The 498-nt window shown below is 66.1% G+C and carries 1 protein-coding gene; it reads right to left on the bottom strand.

The features are described from left to right. Positions 1 to 498, bottom strand: a 498-nt coding sequence (locus J5M58_RS26385; RefSeq protein ID WP_368857211.1) for an ABC transporter permease, incomplete at both ends; no start/stop codon positions are given.

Raw genomic sequence — 498 nt, 5'->3', positions numbered from 1 at the left:
GCAGGATGTGCGTCATCGAGATGTAGACGCCGACGCGATTGAACAACAGCGCGAGCGGCTGCGAAATCAGTCCGGTGTCGATCAGCGCGCGATTGACGAGCCCTTCGCTTTGCAGCAGCACGATCCAGGCGGCGACGCGCACGAGCACCGACGTCCAGAACGGAATCAGCACGAGGATCATCGCGAGATTCGCGCGCCGCTCGGGCAGCGTCGAGATCCAGTACGCGAGCGGATAGCCGAGCGCGAGCGCGAACAGCGTGACCGCGAAGCCGATCAGCAGCGTGCGGCCGAACACCGCGAGGTAGATCGATTGATCGGGATCGGCGGGCACGATGCTGCCGAAACCGTCCTGCTTGTGATCGAGCGCCGCGAGCAGGTAGAACGGCGAATAGCGGCCGCCGTTCTTCGCGATCGCCTGCCAGTACGCGGCGTCGCCCCAGCGCTCGTCGAGCTCGATCAGCTTCGCACGCGTGTGCGCCGGCGCGAGCGACGCGAACG

This window comes from Pseudomonas sp. 32_A (assembly GCF_017490905.1).
Classification (GTDB): domain Bacteria; phylum Pseudomonadota; class Gammaproteobacteria; order Pseudomonadales; family Pseudomonadaceae; genus Aquipseudomonas; species Aquipseudomonas inefficax.
The sequence above is the reverse complement of the archived record's forward strand: the minus strand, read 5'-3'. Positions and strand labels throughout refer to the sequence as shown.